Raw genomic sequence first — 16,623 nt, 5'->3', positions numbered from 1 at the left:
ATTTCGACCGAGAGCCGGTCGTTGACACTCGGCATAGTTCTCATGCTCAAAGGGCGTTCAGGAATTCAAGAAGTCGGTCGTTTGGCCGAAATCGTTCGGCCTTTGCGCGTTCGTATGGCTTCAGCTTGCCAAGTGCGGATTCCTTCAGCTCAAGATGTGCGTGAAGATAGGTCAGCGTCGTTTCCATCGCCTCATGGCCCAGCCATAGGGCGATGACCGAACAATCGACGCCCGCCTGCAGCAGCTCCATGGCAGCGCTGTGCCTCAAAACATGAGGCGACACCCGCTTCGAGCGGAGGATGACGCAGTGTTCGCGAGCCTTGGCGACATGTTTGTTCAGCAGCGCCTGCACGCCGTCGGCGCTCAGCCTGCCGCCGTGCATGTTCGGAAAGAGAGCCGTTGCGCCCCGTTTCCTGGGCTCGTTGAGCCAGCCCCGAAGGGCTTGCTGTGCAACCTTGGTGAGCGGCGTACTTCGCTCCTTGCGGCCCTTGCCAACGCATCGCACGTGGGCACCGTGCCCCAGCATGACCGAGTCCCGGTTGAGATCGATGATCTCCGAGACCCGCAGGCCTGTTTGCGCGGCCAGCAACAGCAGAGTGTGATCACGCCGTCCCAGCCATGTGCTGCGATCCGGACAGGCCAGGATCGCTTCAATCTCGGGCCTGGTGAGAAACTGAAGTTGTCGCTTGTCGCATCGCTTGCTCGGGATCGCGAGCACGCGTTGAATCTGAGCGCTATGGGCCGGCTCCTCGAACGACGCATATCTGAAGAAAGACCGAATGGCTGTGAGGCGGAGGTTCCGGGTCCTCACTGAGGCGGACCGCAGTGTCTCGAGGTCCTCCAGAAATGCGCCGATGAAAGGCGCGTCCAAATCCCGCAGCGTCAACTGCGTCGGAGACCTGCCAAGGCGTGTCTGCGCGAATGCAAACAGGAGCCGGAAGGTGTCGCGATAGGAGGCGATGGTGTTGGAGCTTACGCCTCGATGTCGCATGAGCCGATCGGTGAACCACCGCTCGATCAGCACGGCCAGATCCTTCGAGGCGCTCATGAGCGAACCTCCCACCGCTCATCCAGCAGTCGCGCAGCATGGGTCATTAGCTCCGGCGCGGCGGATAGATACCAGTAGGTGTCGCGAACATTGGCGTGGCCGAGAAAGGTCGAGAGGACCGGCAGTTCCCGCTCGACATCTTCGCCCGCACGATACCAGTTGGTCAGGACCTGGACGGCGAAACGGTGACGAAGATCGTGAACCCGCGGACCATTGCGCTGTCCCCGCTGCCGCAGACCGATCTGTCGCGACAGCTGCCAGAACACCCGGTGCACGTATTGGTGCAGCAATCTGCCGCCCTGCTCGGCGACAAAGAAATAGGGGCTACGAGGCGCGACGAGATGCGCGTCGCGTCGCGCGGCGTAGTCCGACAGCACGGCGACCGTCGTGGCATGGAGCGGGACCAGCCGCGACTTGCCGAACTTCGTCTCCCGAATGGTGAGGACACCTTGGTCGAGATCGACGTCGTCTCGGCGCAGGTCCAGCGCTTCGGAATGGCGTAGCCCGGCGACCGCTATCAATCCGAACAGGCAATGATATGTCCAGGGACGGAGGGCGTTGGCCGGCGGCAGCGCCAGTGCCGCCGCCAGAAGCGCCGTGATCTCAGCATCGGTATAGATGTAGGGCTTTGCCCGCCGCGCCGGCGGCACAGCGTCTTGAGGTGGCACTTCCGTCATGGGGTCGAAATGAGCGAGGTGCTGAGCGAAGCAGCGCACATCGGTCAGGCGGATGGACCAACTCGGTTGTCGGCCGATCAACGTCACCCACTTCATTGCCAGCGCCGTGGTGATGGTCTCGGCGCCGCGAGCCTCCATGAAGGTGACGAAATCCGACAACCGTCGAGCGGGCCCGTGGTACTTGTATCCCAACCCCTGGCGCATGCCCACATAGCGCTCGAGCGCTGTTCGAAGACGTCTCATTGGGCACCTCCCGGCCACGGCAGGCTCAGTTCGCGCAGCTTCTCGATGTCGAGCTTGGCATAGATCCTCGTGCTGTCGATGCTCCGGTGACGAAGCAACTGGCGGATCTCAGCAAAGCTGGCCCCCGACCGCAGCAGGTCGGTCGCAAGGCTGTGGCGGAAGAGGTGCGCGCCGTGGTGCGCATAGCCGTGAATACCTGCCCGCTCGAGGGCCTCCTTCGCGATCATCGTGATGGCGCAGCCGGAGGCAAAGCCGACGTGCGGAGCAAGCATTCGCAGAAATAATCGGCGACACGCTGAAGCCGGTCGCCCATGCCGGATGTAGGCGACGACAGCTGCACCGACGTCGTGGCGTAGTGGCATCATCGCTTGCCGCCGTCCCTTGCCATGGACGAGGACACTGCCCGACTGCCAATCGATATCGTCAAGACTGAGCGCAGCAACCTCGCTGGCGCGCAAGCCCAGCTTGGCCAGCGCCATCAGAACCGCATAGTCGCGAAGCCCCATTGCCGTGGTCCGATCGCAGGCATCGAGAACCAACTGAACCTTCTGTGGTGGCAGGAAGGTTGGCAGGCCAGCAAGCCGCCAGCGACGGATCGACGGCACACAATCGGCCAAGGCTACCGAAATGAAGCCCTTCAGATGCAAATAGCGCAGGAAGGTGCGCACCACCCCGCACATCGCTTTGCCGCTGTCGGCGGAGCCATCGAGAGCATGTCGCTCGACATAGCCGATGACGATCTCCGGGGTGAGCGCTGCAAACCCATCTGCGCCAGCCGGACAGACCTCCTGCAGAAATCGGTGTGAGAGCAGCTTGTGACTTTCCACCGTCGAGGCGGCGAGCCCTCTCTCACTCGTGAGGTAAGCCGCGAACACATCAACAATCCGCTCGTGCTCCGTGCGCTCAATCGGAAGGGCGGCTGGTATCAAGCCTTCTTGCCGTAACGCGGCAAGCAAGCGCCGGAGCGCAGCGCGGTCGCCCGAATCGATGCTCCAGTGTTTGGAACGGTGCTCAAGAAACCGCTCGACATGATCTTCGTTTAAATCCTGGAGATCGTGCCCGTTGCCGAGATGCCAGTCTCTCAGCTCACGAAATAGGCTTAGCGATCGCCATGTGCATTGCTGACCGAAGCCTTCATCCGACAATCTGCCCGCATAAACGCGTGCAAACTCGCCATACGGCCCGTGGATCAGCTTCCGAAACAGTGTGCTGCGTTGCAGGTAGTCACTTGCATTCATGTGTCCTCTCCTTCGCGTCAATTGCGACGGAGAGAGCCTAAGCTATGCCGATTCAGCTACCGCTACGTTGAGGAAAGTGTTGGTAAAAACTTGCTCACTCGGCATAGTTTGGCGGTCGGCATAAACCTGCTTATGCCGCGCGCGGCATAAGCAGGTCATGATCAGCGTCGCCATGGCCGCCGCCCGGGCAGCGCCGCGTTCGGAGCCGGCAAACAGCCAGGATTTGCGGCCCAGGGCAAAACCGCGCAGCGCCCGTTCGGCGGCGTTGTTCGTAAGACACCCGGCCGTCCTCGATGAAGCGGGCAAAGCGGTCCCACCGCCGGAGCATATAGTCGATCGGCTTGGCGACAGAGGCCGAGCGCGACAGGCGGGAGCGCTCCTCACGCAGCCATTCTTCGAGCTTCAATAACAGTGGGGCACTTCTTTCCTGGCGAACCGCCAACCGTTGCTCCTCAGTGAGGCCGTTGATGTCGCGCTCGATGTCGAACAGCGCGTCGATGCGCTTGACGGCCTCGAATGCAATGGGTGAGATCGCCGGCGCCTTCTTTCCGCGCCGCGCATTGGCGGCAATGTCGGCCAGCTCGAAGAACTGTCGTCGCGCATGGGCCTAGCACAGCGCCGGTGTGACTGGTCCCTGAGCCCGCGACGGATCGTAAAGCGTGTTGTACCCGCTATAGGCGTCGGCCTGCAGGAACCGGTGAAGTCTTGCAGATGGCGCTCGGGGTGATCCTGTCGTCGATCGCGCGAAGCGTAGTAGAGCGCGGCCGGCGGCGAGGTTCCGCCGAACGGCCGGTCGTCACGGACATAAGTCCAGATGTGGCCGGTGGCCGTCTTGCCCTTGGCCAGGATGGGCACCGTGGTGTCCTCGCCATGCAGCCGCTCGGCGGCAAGCACATGGGTCTCGATCAGCGCATGCAGCGGCTGCAGCACCAACGCGCAGGCGCCGACCTGGTCGGCCAGCGTCGACACGCTCAGATCGATGCCTTCGCGGGCGTATCGTTCGCTCTGCCGGTTCAGCGGCTGATGCTGACCGAACTTCTCGAACAGGATCATCGCCAAAAGGTTCGGGCCGGCGAAGCCCCGCGGGGTTACGTGGAAGGGGGCCGGCGGCTGCGTGATCTTCTCGCATCCCGGCACGAGAAGTTTTCGCGCACCGTCTGGATCACCTTCCACTGGCGCGGGATCACTTCCAGCGTCTCCGTGACGTCCTCGCCCAGCTTCGACAGTTTCGCCGATCCGCAGCAGGGACAGCTTTCGGGCGCGGCGATGACGACGCGCTCGCGCGGCAGGTGCTCTGGGAACGGCTTGCGCGAAGGCCGGTTGCGCTCGAACGATTTGACCGACTGCGTCTGCGCCGCCGCTTTCTCTGCCGCCAACTCGTCCTCTGTCGCGGCCGAGCCGAAACAGATCGAACTGGTATGTCATGGACTGGCGAGGCATGGACATCTCTCCGACTCGTTTCGTGAGAGACCAATGCTGCGCCCATTACCGCAGATTGCGATGAGGCGTCGGCGTCTTCCAGTAACTTTGCCAAAGCATGCAGGCTCGCGAGATCGACGTGCGGAACCGGCAGGCTGCGCCAATATCCGCGGTCGAACATCCATGCTGGGACTTCAAGAAGCCGATCAGAAGAAGCACCAGAAAGGCTGCAGCGGAAACTATCCGTACCTTTGGCCAGCGCCTGAGGGACATGCACGAGCTGACCGCACCAAGGATGCCACGGATATAAAAGCTCGCGAACCTCCGTCCCGTGGGTGTACTGTCGTCGTGTTGTACAACACCCCGCGGCCGCATTCCCAAATCCTGGCAGACACCGGCCGAGTTCGCCACCACCTTCAATCTGCGACGGTCGCTCGCGCTGCGCTATGCCAAAGGCTCCGCGCCAGCGCCCGCCGCTTCACCCGCCCAGCAGGGCACAACCCACGCCGGAAACGAACTCAAAACTGGATAGAAACTGGGGGCAAGGTCACTCGCCACCGGGCGGCTTGGCGACCAGCTTTGGCTCCATCGGCGGAATGAACTCGAGCCGGCGGGCGCCGGGCTGCAGCAACAAAAACGTCGATTTTTCATCGCGTACATACGGCCAGACAAAAAGCCCGGCGTGCTCCCTCCGCCATATCAATCGATTTTATCCGAGGTGTCACATCCGGGTAATCTAGCGGCTTCTAATGAAACCGGCTAAGGGGAGCGCGGATTTGGGGGAACTTTTCGTGAATAGCCAAAAAGATGCAGAGCGTATCCTTGCCGAAATGTCGATCGCACAGGCGATTTACGATGCCATTTGCGAGATGAACGGATCTTCGTACAGGCAAGACAAAGCACCTTTGCGGTGGGACACTTCGTCAGGCCAACCGTTGAGCCTAATGAGTATTGACGGCTTTTTCGAATTGCGGGAACTCGCTAGGCGCATAGCGTCGAAGATCGACACGCCTGCGCTCATCCGTCTCCAAAGACACACCTCGCAGTCGTCAAAAAAGATTGACTTCCACTAGGTAGAAACTGCGCTCGCGCTGCGACGTGCCTCTGGTCTGAGCGCCGACAAAACCCGGCGATCGGGACCGCCCGCCGCACCTTTCGGCACGGCGGGCGATCAGTCGTTCACCAGGCACGGGGCTGCAACGAGGTGCCGAAATTTGGTGGCGCACCTATTGGACCGAAGACGATTATCCCCATAGGGATTATGATGATGGGTCGACGTAAATCGAACCGAAAAGAACCGAATTATTTTCAACTTCCTTCGAACTTTGGAGGAGGCATCCGTTTTGAAGGATGGCGCAACAGCCGAAGCGCTTTATGCCGACTCGGCCGTCCGGAAGCGAATTAAGGCAGCCTCGATTTCCGATATCACGGAATTCGGGAGAATGACCCATGCCGAGATGACGGCACTCTGTGATGCGGCGCGCTTGGGTCGGCCAACAGGCGGCGCGACCATCTTTGTCACGACCTTTCCATGCCACAACTGCGCGAAGCACATAATTGCATCAGGTTTAAAGCGGGTTGTGTTCATCGAACCGTACCCAAAAAGTAAGGCAGTGGAGTTTCACGAGGACTCTGCTGTCCTTGATGAAAAGAATGAACGACGCATTTTATTTGAGCATTTCGTGGGTATTTCGCCCCGCAGGTATCGAGACATATTTGAAAAAGGTTCGAGACGCTCTGCTGATGGGAAAGTTGCTGAATGGTACAAAGGAGAGCCTATGCCTTTGCTCGAAGATAAAGGCCCGTCGTACATTTACGATGAAGAGTCCGCTATATACTCCTCCCTAATAGCAGTGGCTGAGGAGCTAGGTATAGTGGTCAAATCAGAGCAGTCCGAGTCGGATGAAATCGACAAGACGACAGCAGATACAGAAAATATTGCGGCCCAGTGACCCAGCTGCCGATTCACTCCTCCGCCGCCGGTCTGAACTTCCGCACGATGAATTCGAACAGGATGTCCGAGATCCACATTGCCGACACCCCGATCAGGAACGCCGCGGCGAGCGTCGTTGTGTCGTCGTCGGTCGCCGGAATCGGCAACCCTGTGGCGCGGAAGTAATTCACTACCGGCAGCGTCAGATAGGGCAGCCGCCAGGGCGCCGCAGATCGGCGACGCCACCATGCGCGTATCTTGTAGCGGTGGCGCGACAGAGCGCGCAGGACGCCCCCAGCGAGGCCGGCAGCAACGACCGGGCCTCGGAACTCGGCAAAGGTCTCCGGCGGCACATCTTCAAATTCGTATCGTTTGCCGCTGGCGACGAACCACACCGAAAGGATTCTGCGATCCAGATCGTATTCCGTTTTGCGTATCGAGGTGGATGGCATGACGGCGGGGATGCGCAAGGTCCAGGAGGTCCCAGGGGCTACGAGGTCTATGGCTTCATGACCACCAAGCCGAACGCCCTTGTCACGCACCTGCCCGCGCAACCGTGAAGGCCCACTGGACTCTCCGGAGCAAAGAACGCATTGTTCCCGAGGGGAGCGGGGACTTGGACAAATCTCGGTATGACAATCGGTCTGGCCAGTGGCGGAAGCGCCCTGGCGTAAGGCGATATCGTGCCCGACCGCTCTCGGGCGTGCCGATGCGGCTGGTGTATGTTACCATCGCGGCAGTGGCCGCATTGGCGACACAGTACTTCCTGCAGCACACCGATGGTTTCCAAAAAGCCGTGTCGAAATGGATCGGCCCGGCTCCCGCTCCAATAGCGGGGATTGCTTCCGCTGCTCGACCGAAAAGATACCATCGGCATTACCGATGCTATGGTCGAACCAGCGCTCGGCCGACGTTATCGGCGGCGATACGATCGAAATTCACGGCCAGCGTATCCGTTTCAGTGGAATCGACGCCCGGGAGGCCGCGCAACGGTGCGATGACGCCAAGGGCTTCCGCTACCAGTGCGGTGCGAAGTCCGCCGGCGCCCTTGACGCCTTCCTGGCAGCCCTCGAGGCCGCTCCGGTGCACTTTCGTCGCTTGGGACCGCTACGGCCGCTTTGTTGCCGACTGCTCGCGGGCCGACGGCAGAAGCGTTGCCTCGTGGCTGGTGGAGAACGGCCAGGCTCTTGATTGGCCTAGCTACAGCCAGGGCGCATATGCACCGCAGCAGGCGAGAGCGGAGGCGGCGAAAATCGGTCTTTGGGCTGGCGATTTCGAGGCGCCGTGGGTTTGGCGGGTAGAGCACGCAGAAAAGGCGCAGCCGGCGATCAGCCAGCCGCTCGGCATCGTCGGCGGCCGGCAAGTGGCGCAAAGCTACTCATGCCAGCCGCGGCGAACTTGCTCGAAAATCAGCCCGTGCGACGAGGCGCAATGGTATCTCGGCAATTGCCCGTGGGGCGGCAAGCTGGACCGCGATGGCGACGGAAGGGCGTGCGAGACGCTCTGTTAGGAACGACAATGGGCCGCGGCCCTCGGGGGGACGTATTAATGGACGAGAAATTCTACAATCGCGTTGGCGGCGACCGTATCTCGTCGCGTCAGGTCGACGAACTCATAGGGCTCGCCCGTGGCCTGGCCGCAGATGGAACCATCAACAAGGCCGAGGTCCAGTTCCTTCAAAAATGGTTGGCGGCGAATGTGGAGATCAGTAATCAACCAATCATCCGAACCTTGTACCGGCGCATCAATGAGATCCTTGAAGACGGCGTGCTCGATTCCGATGAACACGCGCAACTTGTGGATACGCTAAACAGCTTCTCGAATCGGAATTTCGAACTCGGAGAAGTGCTAAAGCCGACGTCGCTGCCACTCTGCGATCCGGCCCCGACTTTGACTTTCGTCGGCCGGTTGTACTGCTTCACAGGCACATTCAATTTTGGCCAGCGGAAGCATTGCGAACAGGCCATCGCAGATCGCGGAGCCTTCGCGGGAGGTCTGAGCCAGAAAACAGAAGTTTTGGTTATAGGCGCCTATGCCACCGAATCGTGGAAGCATTCTTCATTTGGGGATAAAATCGTCAAGGCTACCGGCTGGCGCGACAAAGGATTGCCAATCTCGATCGTCGCCGAAAGTCACTGGGCCAGCTTTCTCTGAGGTGTCCTTTGCCAAACGATCGGGCCAGGTTTTCAGTGCGGCGCACCGCCCGCCAGCAGATATCGGTAGCCGTTCGTCGTCATCCACCGGGCGCGGGCGAGATGCGTCTCCCAAGCCCTGAATGCCCGCTCCGGTTCCTTCTCAGGATCGATATGCAGGACGATCCTGGCGACCTCTCGCCAGTCCGCCTCCTCGGCCGCGGCGTCGAGCAGACGAATGTAGGTAAGCAGACGCTCTTCGTCGTATCCGGTCAGAACCGAAGAAGTGGGAGCCTCATCGGCGACGTCAGAGTCGAGCAGACATCGAGAACCGCATCTTCAGCGAACTAATGCGTGCTGAACTCTGTAGGTGCCTCCGCATCAGAGCGCACTCCCCGCATAATAGAGGGCTTCAGTTGCCACTTGGCATCAGACTCGCCACGGTAGCAGCGAGCGCCACCTGTCATCTCAGGGAGCTCGAACACCCGTTGCAGGTATGCCGTCACGCTTTCGACTAGCAGCGGCTTCTTCGGCGCCCCGGTTCGCTTCATAGTGGAGGTCGCAATCTTGGCCGCCCCAGCCGACTTGCGACGAGGAACCATCCTACGTATATGTGAGGTCATCCGCCGTCCGCTCCATGCCCCTCATGTGCATAAGATAAACAAGGGCAGAAATCTACAAGTTCATTCTCGTCTGAATTGAGATTACTTCTTCCAAGAGCTTAATCAGTCGACCATTGAGTCTTTTCTTTTTGTTCACGAGGTCGATCGAAGATTTCCGTAAACCGCCTTTATAAATGACAGGATTGCAAATAGCATCATCATTACCATTGCAAGTGTGAATGCCATGGTCACATAGTCCCAGGTGGGTTGCAGCTTCCCTATGGTTTCGCGGGTCAGAGGGAAATTTAGCCAAATCCTTATGGCATTGCAGAAGCAAAAGAGGACCACAACGGCAGCGGCGAAGCCTATAGCGATCGCTTTAAGGCGTGCCGCAGTTGTGGAAACAGTAATCAATACGAAGAAAATGGCGAACAGAGTGGAAATGGCCAACGCTGTGGAAACGACCTGATCGTTGGCATCTGGACGCATTATGTACGTGTTTTTGAAGAGCGTAGCCCAGCTAGAAACCCAGCCCTGAAGAAGCTCTGGCGTGACCTTTCGAATAAAGTCAAAAATCTCTTCTAAACTCATCCGCCTGAGCTCTGGAAGAGCGGCATTGGTATGGCTCCCAACACTCGGCCATGCTTGTCGCGAAACTCGTAGAACGCCGGCGCAGGCCTCCAGGCGTTAGAAAAGGGGGCGAGCACGTCAAAGCTGATCGATCCGTCGCGCGAAAGCCCTGTCGCCTCTTTGTTTTCTTTGAAGAAGGCCGCAGCGAAGAAGTCGGATTTTATCGGGAAAACAGGCGTGACCGTAACGTCCTCAACCTTGCCAAGCTTTCTTCCCTCATACTGTTTCGCGGAGTAAGCGAAGAAGCTTTGGAAGCCACCCCCCGTCACGCCTCCTGGGATCGGTGCGATGCCAATTTTTCCGGTAACTTCGAGCATTGTGTCGTGCGGATCATCTGGGTCGCTTGGGAAGAATACTCTCACATCATCCTGCCACCCATCGGGAGGTAAGTCCGTACCCTGAGGTTCGTTCCCAACTTGGGTGGCGGGAGCGCAATTTCCTTCTTTGCCATTTCGTTCTTCGTCGTCTGCCGTCCCCATGAACTCGGCAGGCGTCCTTTCTCCGAGGTTCCCATATTGGATGCAGCCACGCACTGGCCTGGGGCTGATGTCGTCACGCAATCGAGGCGTGGGTAGTTCGACTGTCGCGGGAACATAGGTCTGAAATGGCCCAGCGATAAACCAGGTGACTAGAAGATCGCTGTTGGGATCGAGGTTTTTAACACAAGAAATGTAACGTCGCAGCTTGCCTTTCTTCTCGACCCAGGAGCTGGTTACGAAGTTGAAGTTGCCGACGTGATGTTCCTGACGGGTATCGCCCTCATCGCAGGTTTTCGCTTCGGCCGATACAACCCCGACTACCAACGACGCGGCGAGCATTGGAAGCATTCTGGATCGCGATTTCATAGTGACCACCCGACTTGGCGGCACAATGTGCCCAAAAATCGAGAAACTGCAATCATGCCAGCTTAAAAATGCAACAAATATCCTCACGAATTGGTCACTCTCCCGTTTTCCGCTTTAGCTCACGTTGAGGCTCTCTTTTTGCGGCAACGAGAAAGACGCTCGCAAGCAGGTCAAATCGCTTGCGCCTGCCGTAAGAGCTCCACCGGCGGCGCGCCATGACGACGGCCCGCCGAAGCGAGCACCGCGAGCAATCGGGCAGCAGGCACAGCATTCAATCCCCGAAGGCGTCAGTCGACATTCGACAAGAGACATATGGCGCGGCGCGAGCGCTGGGGCTTACGACTGACGGAAGCGGCTCTCAATCCGAGGCGATGCCGTTCTTGATCCGTGTGAGGTGGCTTTCGCCTTCCTCCGGGCCGAAGCAGCTTTCGAAATCATTGCATTCCCGGCAACTGGGCGCGCTGCACAGCGAAAAACCTTCGGCCTCGCAGAGCTTGCGGTAAAAGTATCTCTTCCATTTCATATTTTGGGTGTTGCCGGCCGCCAGCGTCGGAAAATGCGAGGCGAGCAGGCAGCCGAGGTCGCTTCGATTAAAAAGGCCAAGGTCCTGCCAGAGATGGTCATTGCGCATGGCACGCCGGGCGATGATCTTGGCGAAGCGGGCGCTCGCCGGGTCGCCCGGCCGGGCATGCGCCAGCAGCAGTCCGCGCAGAAGTTCTTCCTCCAGGTCCGGCTCGGGCTCGCTCACCTCTTCCAAGGCAAACGCGGTGATAGGAATAGCAGGGAAACAGCGGGCCAGGACATCGCGCAGCTCGGCGCGCGAAAGGCCGGTTGCCTGCGTCGCCGTCGCCTCGCCGGCCTCGATCTCCTCGAGCGCACGTGAAAGCACACAGGCAAGCACATGCTGGTCGAACCTCCTCTCCAGCTCGATCTGCGGCCATCCGCCGGTGCGGAGCCGGGCATAGTGTTGGGCAAATATGGTGCCGTTCTCCTGGTTTGTCCTATCAAGTCATGCAGCGACCCGGCCGGCCGCAACATGGGTCGGGCAGTTCTTCGGGTAGAGGCAGTCGCGGATCGTCTCGCGGTCGAGTAGTGCGGTAATTTTCGTCTGGTCCATCGGCTCTGTCGCAAATTCTGTGATTGGAAGAGGTGTGTCGCGAACCCCCGCCGTGCCGTTTGCGCCTCATGGGGAACACCTCTGCGCCGGAAGTGCCCCCGCGGAGTTGGACGTGGACCGTGCTGGGACAGAGGTCGCGTGCCGTCCTTTCCAGTGCGGCCACATGGTCGACCCCATTCAAGCCCGCCAGACTCTCGGTTGAATGACGTCTGATTCAAAGCGTCAGCGGGTGAGTTCCAGCGCACGTTCAGGACAGCATCGCGCGCCTCGCGATGCAGGCAGTTCCTCCCCTTTCGCAACTTCAATGTCACCAGGCAGGATGTAGCCCTCGTCATCAAGCTTGAAGATGTCCGGCGCTTGCGCCGCGCATCGCGCGTGACCCTGGCATTTGGCCTTTTGGACGATGATGCGCATGGCGCTGCCTCCATTGTCTGTGCCCCGGCTCGGGGCGGGCCTAAGACCAGTCCAGGATCAAATTTTCGATCCCGAACACATGGCCGCCAGAGGTTATCGGTGCCGTACCCTGCTTGATCCTGAAAGCCGGGATGCGCGCCAGCCACTCCTCCAGGCCAATGACAATCTCCCGCCGGGCAAGGTGTGAGCCAAGGCAACGGTGGGGACCATAGCCAAACGCTGCGTGGCGGTTGTCCTCCCGCTCCAAATCGATCGTGTTGGGGCATTCGAATTCCGCCGGGTCACGATTGGCAATCATCGTGGCGCAGGAAACATAGTCCCCCTTCCGGATCGGCGCGCCTTCGAAGTCGATATCTTTCGTAGCCACGCGGATCAACTGAATGGGCGGATAGGCCCGCAGCAATTCTTCGGTTGCGAGCGGGATGCGGTCCGGTTCGCTCCGCAGCAATTGCTGATCTTTGAGGTTGCGCGCGAGGTACGCCAAGTCAAAGCCTATAGCTGCTGCGACCGTGTCGAGCCCAGCGACGAAGACAAGCACGCCGATGCCGCGGACTTGGGTGTCCGTCAGCCGGCGGCCCTCGACCTGTGCCTGCACGATAAAGGTCATGAAATCGTCAACCGCCTCCTGGCGGCGCATGGCTGCAAGTTCGTCGATGAATGCCACGATCGTCCGGGCAGCCACAGGTCGTTCCTTATCGTCGCCGTGGAGCAGATCTTTCCCCCAGCCGACGAATGTATCGAGTCGGTCATCGGGCAACCCCAGAAAGCGAAGAAAGGTGCTCACCGCGAAAGGAAAGGCAAAATCCTTCATCGCGTCGCAGCTTGTGCCCGATGCGACAATTCTATCGATCAGCATGATTACTTGCTCGCGGACAGCCGGCTCCAACACCCTCACCCGCTTTGGCGAAAGCAGCGGACTGAGCAGTGAGCGAAAGACGCCATGGGCCGGTGGATCGAGCTCAAGCGGGATCGTCGGCCAGTTTTCACCCAGTATGGAGGAGAAGATGCTGCGATGGCTGGAAAAAGTCTCTGCGTCCTGCAGCACCTTCCGCTGGTCCGCGGCACGGGTGATGACCCAGGTACCCCGGCCATCTTGCGTGTTGTAGCGGGAGTAAAAGATCGGAGGCCCGTCATGTACGCAAGCGACAGCTGCGTGTGGATCCCCGTTGAGTGTTGGTGGCATCCCTGGCGATGTAAACAGGCTGAAGTCCCTCACCATTTCGGGCGGGACATGATCTGGAACGGGGTTGGTCGCCATTTTGTTTTCTCTACATTGGCGTTCATGGCTCGATTGAGATTGCACCGCTGTTCATAAAGTCGATTTCCAGCATGGGCACGTCTCTTGTCGGGCGCCTTCTAGATTCTGTCGCCTGATACAGCCCACCTGCACCAGCGCGGATGAGATCGGTTGCGAAGTCGATCAGAAGGGGCATCTCCGCCGCGCTGCGGTCATGAAGCAAAGCCGCCGCTTATCCCCGTTAGGGTTGAGAGGCTGGTCAATCACCTCTGAGCACCGTGACGCACTGCTGATGCCCTGCTGATCAAATTGTCGAAGCAAGTCGCGTGCCGGATAGGCGTACCCATGGCGCTGCACCAATCAATGCCAGCCTGCACTGGGCCCGCCGCTGATGATCACCTGTCCATCATTCTTAGGACAACGTCCGACAACCGACATCCGTGGTCGGTTTTGTCGAGTCCGCGACATAGGGCTGTTCGGCTTGGCTGCTGCTGCACAGCCTTCCGGTCGACGAGCGAGGAGATCGCTCGCACGGCCCGGATTGAGCTACGACGCGATCCAGCGCAAGGATCGGGTGCGGTCCGACAATACCCGACGGCGCTTGCGCGCGATGATCGGAAATATCAACAAGGTCGAGCCGCGCTTCGGTTCGGCGCTGATGGCGTATGCGTTTTATCGCTCGCAGGCGCTGCAAGGATTTTCGGTCAGACGGCGATGCACTCGTGCGCAGCAGTCCGGCCGGCGACCAGCTTGACTGTATCGATGCGGTCAATTCCGGCGTGCACACCTAACCGTCCGTATGCGCTACGACCTCGCAGCCGCTGTCGCAACGTGGTGCCGAGTCCTATGGCGGCCGGTTCAATCCGAGGGCCTCTCAGCACTCTACACATCCCTGTAGGTCGGACCGGGAACACGTGGTAGACTCTCGGCCAGAAACCGCCAGTCGCTGCGCTCGCGTTCGCCTTCCTTGCGCGCGCCGAAGAACTGGATGATCATCTTGCCGTCGGCGCCATAGGCTTCAATGGACGTGACGTGACCGTCCCTCGTCGGCTTGCGCACGGCCCAGACCTCGCGGATGTGATGGGTCCTAAGATGCAGATGGAAGGTCTCGTCGAGCACATTGATCCGCGGCCCTATCTGCTTGACCGACTTGATCGGGCCGGAATGGATCTGGATGCAACCACGATTGCCGACAAAGCACATGATCGGCATCTCGTCTTCGGCCGCTTGTTGGAACAGGGCGCCAACGGCATCATTGTCGAGCTGCCAGGCGTAATCCTCGCCGGCCATACGCATCGCCTGGCAGCGGCTGAGCTTCAGTGTCTTCAACATATCGTAGAACTGATGCACGTCGCTCAGCCGGCTCCAGTGCTCGCGTAGGTCGTCGACCGTGGCGGCTTGGTCCGGACTCACTGCGTTATCGCCCGCCCCGCTCGGCTTGACCGATATGATCGGCTCCTGGTCGGAGGATGCGAGCTTTGCCGCCAGATTCTGATAGGCGTGCAGGTTCGAGGCGGCCCTGAGATGTACTTTGTGCATCGCCTCGCCGGTGGCATCAAAGAATTGCAGGCTGCGGCGGATCTCGGCTCCCTCGCGCTTCTCGACGGCGAAGCCATACGCCCACGCTTTCGGGAAGATGCGCAGGTCGATTTCGTCGCCGAGCACCATGGCATGCTGGTTGCCGGTGACCACTTTGTCGTAGACGCCGATCTTTTCGTGCACGGCACTTTCATTGCGGGTGAGCGCCATCACCTCGCCGACCGCTTCGAGGCCGGTCAGCAGGTCATCGACGCGCGGCTCGATGCGCACCGCGCCGTGACCACAATGCGCCGCGACCAATTCGGCTTCCGAAATGCCCAATCGAGCGGCGATATCATGCTCCCGGATTTTCGGATTGTCTTCGCACGCCCGCCGGATTTCGTCCGGCGACGGTTTCTCGCGCTGGTCCATGTCTTACCCCTGCTTCCACCTACGTGTAAGGATCAGCTGCCCTGCCGGGGAATCTTCAGCCGATAGGGCGTGCCGTAATGCTCGACCCTGATCTGCTGCTGGCCCGTGAACAAAGTGTCGCTGGACAGCGTGCGCACGTCGTCGCACCCGCGCGAAAACCGGGGGTGCTGTCGGAGCGGCGAGACCCGAGTGACACGAGCAGGCACATGCCGATGGAATCCCATCGAGCCGGCCGGCGGCCACTGGGCGGTGGTGAGCGATTGTCGGTGTTGTCGCAATCGGCCAATCGGGCATTCGGATGCCACAGGCGGCGCTGCTTTGCCAAACAAAGCGTATCTGACCCAGTCCTGACATGTTGCTCCCTTGCTTCGCCCCATCGATCGCGAGGGCACCCACGACATGATTGTGGATCGGCAGTCTCTTGCCGCCTCGCCAAATGGAGCTTCAAAAACCGTGCCAATTGCGCCGAAGCAAGCTCAGAAGAAGTCTTCTGTAATGGTCATTGGTTTAATGTGAGTTCAGCCAAGAACTCAGGCCCAACATCCCCGTGGCGGACCCGACAAACCCGACAGTACGTGTCGGTTGGCCGACACCTTCGCAGCAATGGACTCACAAGAACCACCGCAGTGTCAGAGATGCCGCGCTGTGTTGAAACATTTTTCGCTTTGGCACGGTGCATGCAACGTGATGCGCAAGCAGGTCCCGGACTGAGGAGAATGGAGCCATGATTACGCTCACCGACAACGCTGTTGCCGCCATCAAGACTGCTCTTTCCCGCGCCAGCGAGCCGGCGGAAGGCTTTCGCATCATGGTCCAGGCCGGCGGCTGCGCCGGCTTCAAATACTTAATGGGCCTGGAGAGCGTGTCGCGCGAGGGCGACGCGATCACCGAGACAGATGGGATCAAGCTGTTCGTGGACGCGGGCTCCCAACCGCATGTCGCCGGCATGACCGTCGACTTCCTCACCGGGCTCGAATCTTCCGGCTTTGTCTTCGATAACCCCAACGCGCGCGAGAAGTGCGGCTGCGGCAAGTCCTTCAGTTGATCGTCCGAAGCGCCTGTGCGGGTCCATGAAGCGATTGCCGCCGACGGACTCATTTGCGGCAGAGGAGGCTTATATGGCCGGCACAACAGATGT

17 protein-coding genes and 3 pseudogenes are annotated in these 16,623 nt (G+C 59.9%); 5 read left to right on the top strand and 15 right to left on the bottom strand.

Translation table 11 applies throughout. The annotated features are described in order from the left end of the window. Positions 1-46: 46 nt before the first annotated feature. From NKJ32_RS26815 to tnpC, 4 genes and pseudogenes are all read right to left on the bottom strand, one after another. Positions 47-1,048 carry a tyrosine-type recombinase/integrase gene (locus NKJ32_RS26815; RefSeq protein WP_352807204.1) on the bottom strand — a complete coding sequence of 334 codons (1,002 nt, stop codon included), beginning with the start codon at positions 1,046-1,048 and terminating at the stop codon, positions 47-49. Continuing rightward, on the bottom strand, positions 1,045-1,968 hold the full coding sequence (locus NKJ32_RS26810) for a tyrosine-type recombinase/integrase (protein WP_352829384.1): 924 nt from the start codon (positions 1,966-1,968) through the stop codon (positions 1,045-1,047). Before NKJ32_RS26810 ends, NKJ32_RS26815 begins: the two co-directional genes overlap by 4 nt. Continuing rightward, positions 1,965-3,206, bottom strand: a complete 1,242-nt coding sequence (locus NKJ32_RS26805; RefSeq protein WP_352807202.1) for a site-specific integrase — start codon at positions 3,204-3,206, stop codon at positions 1,965-1,967. Before NKJ32_RS26805 ends, NKJ32_RS26810 begins: the two co-directional genes overlap by 4 nt. 153 nt (positions 3,207-3,359) lie before the next feature. Then, positions 3,360-4,600: pseudogene (tnpC, locus tag NKJ32_RS26800) on the bottom strand (IS66 family transposase); the annotation flags it as partial. Positions 4,601-5,968: 1,368 nt separating this feature from the next. Here tnpC and NKJ32_RS26795 point away from each other — a divergent pair. Further along, the gene (locus NKJ32_RS26795; RefSeq protein ID WP_352825266.1) at positions 5,969-6,577 is read left to right on the top strand and encodes a deaminase; all 609 of its coding nucleotides are present in this window, start codon (positions 5,969-5,971) and stop codon (positions 6,575-6,577) included. Positions 6,578-6,590: 13 nt separating this feature from the next. On the opposite strand, the pseudogene NKJ32_RS26790 reads toward NKJ32_RS26795, so the two are convergent. The 3 genes and pseudogenes from NKJ32_RS26790 to NKJ32_RS26780 form a co-directional block, all read right to left on the bottom strand. After that, a pseudogene (locus NKJ32_RS26790) lies at positions 6,591-6,911 on the bottom strand (hypothetical protein). Next, positions 6,894-7,010, bottom strand: a pseudogene (locus NKJ32_RS26785) (KTSC domain-containing protein); the annotation flags it as partial. The pseudogenes NKJ32_RS26790 and NKJ32_RS26785, both read right to left, overlap by 18 nt. Positions 7,011-7,443: 433 nt before the next feature. Continuing rightward, complete coding sequence (locus NKJ32_RS26780) at positions 7,444-7,647, bottom strand: hypothetical protein (RefSeq protein ID WP_352623453.1); 204 nt, start codon at positions 7,645-7,647, stop codon at positions 7,444-7,446. Between NKJ32_RS26780 and NKJ32_RS26775 the strand changes: the two genes are divergently transcribed. Both NKJ32_RS26775 and NKJ32_RS26770 read left to right on the top strand, forming a co-directional pair. Next, positions 7,556-8,068, top strand: a complete 513-nt coding sequence (locus tag NKJ32_RS26775) for an excalibur calcium-binding domain-containing protein (protein WP_352450766.1) — start codon at positions 7,556-7,558, stop codon at positions 8,066-8,068. The two genes, NKJ32_RS26780 and NKJ32_RS26775, sit on opposite strands and share 92 nt — an antisense overlap. Positions 8,069-8,106: 38 nt before the next feature. After that, positions 8,107-8,712 carry a BRCT domain-containing protein gene (locus NKJ32_RS26770; protein ID WP_352829382.1) on the top strand — a complete coding sequence of 202 codons (606 nt, stop codon included), beginning with the start codon at positions 8,107-8,109 and terminating at the stop codon, positions 8,710-8,712. 32 nt (positions 8,713-8,744) lie between these two features. Here the strand turns inward: NKJ32_RS26770 and NKJ32_RS26765 are convergent, their stop codons facing one another. The 6 genes from NKJ32_RS26765 to NKJ32_RS26740 all read right to left on the bottom strand — a co-directional run bounded on the left by NKJ32_RS26765 (position 8,745) and on the right by NKJ32_RS26740 (position 13,556). Further along, a complete protein-coding gene (locus NKJ32_RS26765) occupies positions 8,745-9,011 on the bottom strand; it encodes a DNA -binding domain-containing protein (RefSeq protein WP_352623449.1) in 267 nt (88 codons plus the stop codon). 434 nt (positions 9,012-9,445) lie between these two features. Beyond that, positions 9,446-9,883, bottom strand: a complete 438-nt coding sequence (locus NKJ32_RS26760) for a hypothetical protein (RefSeq protein WP_352623420.1) — start codon at positions 9,881-9,883, stop codon at positions 9,446-9,448. After that, entirely contained in the window at positions 9,880-10,767 is an 888-nt protein-coding gene (locus NKJ32_RS26755; RefSeq protein ID WP_352825263.1) for a hypothetical protein, read from the bottom strand. Before NKJ32_RS26755 ends, NKJ32_RS26760 begins: the two co-directional genes overlap by 4 nt. Before the next feature lie 358 nt (positions 10,768-11,125). Beyond that, the gene (locus tag NKJ32_RS26750; protein ID WP_352829404.1) at positions 11,126-11,746 is read right to left on the bottom strand and encodes a nitrogen fixation protein NifQ; all 621 of its coding nucleotides are present in this window, start codon (positions 11,744-11,746) and stop codon (positions 11,126-11,128) included. Between the two features lie 360 nt (positions 11,747-12,106). Further along, positions 12,107-12,298 (bottom strand): ferredoxin, encoded by a 192-nt coding sequence (locus NKJ32_RS26745; RefSeq protein ID WP_352829380.1) that lies wholly within the window; start codon positions 12,296-12,298, stop codon positions 12,107-12,109. 40 nt (positions 12,299-12,338) lie between these two features. After that, complete coding sequence (locus NKJ32_RS26740) at positions 12,339-13,556, bottom strand: cytochrome P450 (RefSeq protein WP_352829378.1); 1,218 nt, start codon at positions 13,554-13,556, stop codon at positions 12,339-12,341. Between the two features lie 520 nt (positions 13,557-14,076). Here NKJ32_RS26740 and NKJ32_RS26735 point away from each other — a divergent pair. After that, a complete protein-coding gene (locus NKJ32_RS26735; protein ID WP_352829376.1) occupies positions 14,077-14,289 on the top strand; it encodes a hypothetical protein in 213 nt (70 codons plus the stop codon). A gap of 128 nt (positions 14,290-14,417) precedes the next feature. On the opposite strand, the gene NKJ32_RS26730 is transcribed toward NKJ32_RS26735, so the two are convergent. Both NKJ32_RS26730 and hemP read right to left on the bottom strand, forming a co-directional pair. Then, entirely contained in the window at positions 14,418-15,485 is a 1,068-nt protein-coding gene (locus NKJ32_RS26730) for a hemin-degrading factor (protein ID WP_352829375.1), read from the bottom strand. A gap of 32 nt (positions 15,486-15,517) precedes the next feature. Further along, positions 15,518-15,622 carry a hemin uptake protein HemP gene (hemP, locus tag NKJ32_RS26725; protein ID WP_352692227.1) on the bottom strand — a complete coding sequence of 35 codons (105 nt, stop codon included), beginning with the start codon at positions 15,620-15,622 and terminating at the stop codon, positions 15,518-15,520. 587 nt (positions 15,623-16,209) lie between these two features. On the opposite strand from hemP, the gene NKJ32_RS26720 reads away from it, so the two are divergent. Then, complete coding sequence (locus tag NKJ32_RS26720; protein ID WP_023678237.1) at positions 16,210-16,530, top strand: HesB/IscA family protein; 321 nt, start codon at positions 16,210-16,212, stop codon at positions 16,528-16,530. Positions 16,531-16,623 lie beyond the last annotated feature (93 nt).

The sequence above is a fragment of the Mesorhizobium sp. M0159 genome (assembly GCF_040322295.1).
Taxonomy (GTDB): domain Bacteria; phylum Pseudomonadota; class Alphaproteobacteria; order Rhizobiales; family Rhizobiaceae; genus Mesorhizobium.
Note: the sequence above shows the minus strand (reverse complement) of the source record. Positions and strands in the feature narration are given on the sequence as shown.

Bases quoted from the DNA above. Each gene is read 5' to 3' on its own strand.
- NKJ32_RS26815 (WP_352807204.1), bottom strand. From the start codon at position 1,048: ATGAGCGCCTCGAAGGATCTGGCCGTGCTGATCGAGCGGTGGTTCACC.
- NKJ32_RS26810 (WP_352829384.1), bottom strand. From the start codon at position 1,968: ATGAGACGTCTTCGAACAGCGCTCGAGCGCTATGTGGGCATGCGCCAG.
- NKJ32_RS26805 (WP_352807202.1), bottom strand. From the start codon at position 3,206: ATGAATGCAAGTGACTACCTGCAACGCAGCACACTGTTTCGGAAGCTG.
- NKJ32_RS26775 (WP_352450766.1), top strand. From the start codon at position 7,556: ATGACGCCAAGGGCTTCCGCTACCAGTGCGGTGCGAAGTCCGCCGGCG.
- NKJ32_RS26770 (WP_352829382.1), top strand. From the start codon at position 8,107: ATGGACGAGAAATTCTACAATCGCGTTGGCGGCGACCGTATCTCGTCG.
- NKJ32_RS26760 (WP_352623420.1), bottom strand. From the start codon at position 9,883: ATGAGTTTAGAAGAGATTTTTGACTTTATTCGAAAGGTCACGCCAGAG.
- NKJ32_RS26755 (WP_352825263.1), bottom strand. From the start codon at position 10,767: ATGAAATCGCGATCCAGAATGCTTCCAATGCTCGCCGCGTCGTTGGTA.
- NKJ32_RS26745 (WP_352829380.1), bottom strand. From the start codon at position 12,298: ATGCGCATCATCGTCCAAAAGGCCAAATGCCAGGGTCACGCGCGATGC.
- NKJ32_RS26740 (WP_352829378.1), bottom strand. From the start codon at position 13,556: ATGGCGACCAACCCCGTTCCAGATCATGTCCCGCCCGAAATGGTGAGG.
- NKJ32_RS26730 (WP_352829375.1), bottom strand. From the start codon at position 15,485: ATGGACCAGCGCGAGAAACCGTCGCCGGACGAAATCCGGCGGGCGTGC.
- NKJ32_RS26720 (WP_023678237.1), top strand. From the start codon at position 16,210: ATGATTACGCTCACCGACAACGCTGTTGCCGCCATCAAGACTGCTCTT.